This is a genomic window from Neoroseomonas rubea (assembly GCF_016106015.1).
In the GTDB taxonomy this organism is placed as follows: Bacteria; Pseudomonadota; Alphaproteobacteria; order Acetobacterales; family Acetobacteraceae; genus Neoroseomonas; species Neoroseomonas rubea.
Map to the genome: position 1 here is coordinate 1 of NZ_JACADQ010000371.1, position 3,993 is coordinate 3,993.

Below are 3,993 nucleotides of genomic sequence, written 5' to 3' on the forward strand. Positions count from 1 at the left end.
GGCGGGCGGGATGCGCGCGCCGCAGCGCCGGCCCTCGCGCGCCTGTCGCCCGCGCCGGTGCTGGCGCTGGTGCGGCAGAAGCGCGCGGTGCTCGAGGGGCTGGCCGCTCGGCTCGACAGCGCGTCCTACCAATCCGTGCTGGCGCGCGGCTTCGCGCTGGTGCGCGATGCGGAGGGGCACGCGGTGACGGCGGCTGCGCGCGTTGCCCCCGGTGCGCAGCTGCGGCTGACCTTTGCCGATGGGGATGTGCGCGCGACGGCGGAGGGCGCGCCGGCGCGGCGGAAAGGGCCGGCGCCGGAACAGGGGTCGTTGCTGTGAACGGCGGGCGCGACCGGAGAGGGGCTTTGCCCCTCCCCGTACCCCTCCCCACCAAAGGCCTAAGGGCCTTTGGAAACCGTTTGATTCATCGGGGATTCGGGGGAGGGGGCGGGTGCGTCGACGGCGTCGCGTGCGCCCTTGAGCCCCCTCCCCCGAATCCCCGACCAAGTCCTGGTGTCCAGAGGCCTTTCGGCCTCTGGCGGGGTGGTCCGGAGGGGCAGAGCCCCTCCGCCATCACCCGCCGCGCCCTGCTCGCCGCCCCCGGCCTGCTCCTCGCCCGTCCTGCCGCCGCGCTCTCGATCCCCGATCGCGGCCTCGCCCAGGGCGGCTTCGTGCTTGGCCGTGCCGCGCCCGGGACGCGGCTCGCGCTTGATGGCCGCGCCGTGCGCGTCGCCGCCGACGGTGCCTTCGCCTTCGGCTTCGGACGCGACCATGCGGCGGCCTCGTCGCTCGCGGTCGTGCACGCCGATGCGCGGCGGGAGGAGAAGCGCCTGTCCATCGCGCGCCGCCAGTGGCAGGAGCAGCGCATCAACGGCCTGCCCCCGGCGCAGGTCACACCCGACGAGGAGACGTTGCAGCGCATCCTGCGGGAGCGCGAAAAGCTCGCCGCCGCGCGCGCCGCGGACAGCGCGCTGACCGGCTTCGCGGAAGGTTTCGTCGCGCCGGCAACGGGGCGCATCTCCGGCGTCTTCGGCAGCCGGCGCATCCTGAACGGCCAGCCGCGCCAGCCGCATTACGGGCTGGACTTCGCGGTGCCGACGGGCACGCCGATGCTCGCCGCCGCAGCGGGGCGCGTGACGCTCGCGGATTCGTTCTACTTCTTCGGGGATCTGGTGGTGATCGACCACGGGCATGGGGTGAACACGCTGTATGCGCATCTTTCGCGCATCGACGTGCGGGAAGGGCAGGTGGTGTCAAAGGGGGAACGCATCGCGGCCTCCGGCGCGACGGGGCGCGTCACGGGGCCGCACCTGCATTTCTCGCTCTCCTGGTACCAAACCTGGCTCGACCCGCAGCCGGTGGTGCTGCCCGCATGAGCACCTCCCTTGCCTGGAACGAACGCTACGCCGGCGGCGACTTCCAGTTCGGGGAGGCGCCGAACCTGTTCCTGCTCTCCCAATCGCATCGCCTGCGCCCGCACATGCGCGCGCTGGCGGTGGGCGACGGGGAAGGGCGCAACGGGACCTGGATGGCCGAGCGCGGACTCGACACGACCTCGGTGGATTGGTCGGAGGTCGGGCTGGCCAAGGCGCGTGCGCTGGCGGACCGGCGCGGCGTCGCGCTGCGCACCGTCACCGCGGACCTCACGCGCTGGGACTGGCCGGCGGCGGGCTTCGACGTCATCGCCTGGGTCTTCGTGCATTTGCCGCCGGAGGACCGCGTCATCGCCTGCGCGGGCGCGATGCGTGCGCTCGCCCCCGGCGGGCTGCTGCTGCTGGAATGCTTCTCGCCCGCGCAGGAAGGCCGCCGCGGCGGCGGGCCGAAGGATCCGTCACTGTTGTGGACCCGCGCGCTGGTCGAACAGCATTTCGCGGGGCTCGAGGTGCTGGAGCTGCTGGAAGGCACCGTCGCGCTCGATGAAGGACCGCGCCACCAGGGGCTGGCCGAGGTGGTGCGCGCCGTGCTGCGCCGGCCCTGATCAGCCCTCCCGCGCCACGCGCTGGATCGCCCAGGAGACGATCGAGACGACTATCGCGCCGAACAGCGCCGAGCCGAAACCCGCGACGCTGAACCCAGGCAGCAGCCAGGCCACCAGCCCCAGCATCGCCGCGTTCACCACCAGCAGGAACAGGCCGAAGGTCAGGATCGTCAGCGGGAGGGAGAGGATCACCGCCACGGGCCGCAGCAGCGCGTTGACCAGCCCGAGCAGGAGCGCTGCGAGGATCAGCGTCCCCGCATCCCGCGCGACCAGCCCCGGCACGAGCGCGACCGCGACCCAGAGGCCGGCGGCGGTGACGAGGGTGCGGATGACGAAGCCGGCCATGATCTGTCCCGAGATTGCTGCGGTTGACGCGCGCTGATACTGGGCACGCCGCATGTCATCCGCCACCCTCGCCGGCTGCGGCGCGCTGATTCTCTGGGCCTTCCTTGCCCCGCTCGCGCGTATGGCGGGCGCGCTGCCACCGCTGCAGATAACCGCGCTCGCCTTCGCCGCCGGCGGGCTGATCGCGCTTGCCGTCGTTGCGGCGCAGGGGCGCTTGTCGCTCCTGCGGCAGGGCGGGCTCGCCTGGGCGCATGGCGTGGGCGGGCTGTTCGGATACCACGCACTGTACTTCGCCGCGTTGGCGCTGGCGCCGGCGGTCGAGGCAAACCTGCTCAACTATCTCTGGCCGTTGCTGATCGTTCTGCTGTCAGGGCCGATCCTCGGCCTGCCGCTCGGCCCGCGGCGGCTGGCGGGCGTGGCACTCGGCTTCGCGGGCTGCGCGCTGCTGGTGGGCGCGGGCGCATCCTTCCCGCCCTCCGCACTGCTCGGCTTTGCCTGCGCGATCGGCTGCGCGGTGGTCTGGGCGGTCTATTCGGTGATGTCGAAGCGGATGTCGGCCGTGCCGACGGAAGCGCTGGCGGGCTTCTGCCTTGCCAGCGCGCTGCTCGCCGGCCTCGCGCACCTTCTGTTCGAAAGCAGCGTTGCGCCGGATGCCATGCAGTGGCTCGCCGTGCTGCTGCTCGGCGCCGGGCCGCTCGGCGCGGCCTTCTTCCTGTGGGATGCGGGCATGAAGCGGGGTGACCCGCGGCTGCTCGGCACGCTGGCCTATGCGGTGCCGGTGGCGTCCACGCTGCTGCTGGTGCTGATGGGTGAGGGCGCACTGACCTGGCGCGTGGCGGTGGCCGCGCTGCTCGTCGCGGGCGGCGGGCTGCTGGCAGCGACGGTGCGCGACTAGGAGCGCTCGTCGCTGACGATCCGCCCGTCGACCAGGTGGATGCGCCGCGTCGCGCGGTGCGCGAGGTCCGCATCATGCGTCACGACCAGGATCGCGCGCCCTTCCTCCGCCGCCAGCCGGCCGAAGATGTCGAAGACGGCGGCGGCATTCTTCGTGTCGAGGTTGCCCGTGGGTTCGTCCGCCAGCACCAGCACCGGGTCGTTCGCAAGGGCCCTTGCGATCGCGACGCGCTGGCGCATGCCGCCCGAGAGCTGCTCCGGCAGTTTCGCCGCGGCGTCCTCGAGTCCCAGCGCGGCGAGCAGGCCGCGTGCGCGCGCCTCCGCCGCATCCGGCTTCAGCGCGCCGCGCCGGCGGATCGGGATCAGCACATTGTCGAGCGCGGTGAATTCCGGCAGCAGGAAGTGGAACTGGAAGACGAAGCCGAGCCGCGCCAGGCGCAGCGCGGCGAGGTCCGGCGGCGCGAGCAGCGCGGTGTCGCGCCCTTCCAGCAGCACGCGCCCGCTCGTCGGCCGGTCGAGCAGGCCAAGCAGATACAGCAGCGAGGATTTCCCCGACCCCGAGGGCCCCGTGATGGCGACGAACTCGCCTGGCTCGACCGACAGGGTGATGTCGCTGACGAGCGTGACGCCTTCAGGGAGGCGCTTCGTCACGGATTCGGCGGCGAGGAGAGTCATGGAAGCGCGCGGGGGAGGAGAACCTCCCCCGTTCCCCCTCCCTTCTTTGTCTTCTGGCGTCGGCCGCGGCTGTCAGCCCCCAACGGGCAGAAAAAGGAGGGGGCTCGGGGGAGTTCACTCCC

At 72.6% G+C, this 3,993-nt stretch carries 6 protein-coding genes; 4 read left to right on the forward strand and 2 right to left on the reverse strand.

Features of this window, described 5'->3' with window-relative positions; all coding sequences use genetic code 11:
• The 3 genes from HW577_RS21990 to HW577_RS22000 all read left to right on the forward strand — a co-directional run.
• The coding region (locus tag HW577_RS21990; protein WP_332837779.1) for an exodeoxyribonuclease VII large subunit at nt 1-318 on the forward strand (318 nt) is incomplete at its 5' end.
• Between the two features lie 332 nt (nt 319-650).
• Nucleotides 651-1,355 (forward strand): M23 family metallopeptidase, encoded by a 705-nt coding sequence (locus HW577_RS21995; protein ID WP_332837780.1) that lies wholly within the window; start codon nt 651-653, stop codon nt 1,353-1,355.
• The gene (locus HW577_RS22000) at nt 1,352-1,957 is read left to right on the forward strand and encodes a class I SAM-dependent methyltransferase (RefSeq protein ID WP_198378254.1); all 606 of its coding nucleotides are present in this window, start codon (nt 1,352-1,354) and stop codon (nt 1,955-1,957) included. The genes HW577_RS21995 and HW577_RS22000 overlap by 4 nt, the downstream gene beginning before the upstream one ends.
• Here HW577_RS22000 and HW577_RS22005 read toward each other — a convergent pair whose 3' ends face one another.
• Complete coding sequence (locus tag HW577_RS22005) at nt 1,958-2,302, reverse strand: phage holin family protein (protein WP_198378255.1); 345 nt, start codon at nt 2,300-2,302, stop codon at nt 1,958-1,960.
• A gap of 52 nt (nt 2,303-2,354) precedes the next feature.
• Here HW577_RS22005 and yddG point away from each other — a divergent pair, with 52 nt between their 5' ends.
• Nucleotides 2,355-3,197, forward strand: a complete 843-nt coding sequence (gene yddG / locus HW577_RS22010; RefSeq protein ID WP_198378256.1) for an aromatic amino acid exporter YddG — start codon at nt 2,355-2,357, stop codon at nt 3,195-3,197.
• Here the strand turns inward: yddG and HW577_RS22015 are convergent.
• On the reverse strand, nt 3,194-3,871 hold the full coding sequence (locus HW577_RS22015) for an ABC transporter ATP-binding protein (protein ID WP_198378257.1): 678 nt from the start codon (nt 3,869-3,871) through the stop codon (nt 3,194-3,196). The two genes, yddG and HW577_RS22015, sit on opposite strands and share 4 nt — an antisense overlap.
• Nucleotides 3,872-3,993 lie beyond the last annotated feature (122 nt).

What these genes read in the sequence shown, in the direction of transcription:
- HW577_RS22000 (WP_198378254.1), top strand. Translation starts at nt 1,352, where the DNA reads ATGAGCACCTCCCTTGCCTGGAACGAACGCTACGCCGGCGGCGACTTC.
- HW577_RS22005 (WP_198378255.1), bottom strand. Translation starts at nt 2,302, where the DNA reads ATGGCCGGCTTCGTCATCCGCACCCTCGTCACCGCCGCCGGCCTCTGG.
- yddG (WP_198378256.1), top strand. Translation starts at nt 2,355, where the DNA reads ATGTCATCCGCCACCCTCGCCGGCTGCGGCGCGCTGATTCTCTGGGCC.
- HW577_RS22015 (WP_198378257.1), bottom strand. Translation starts at nt 3,871, where the DNA reads ATGACTCTCCTCGCCGCCGAATCCGTGACGAAGCGCCTCCCTGAAGGC.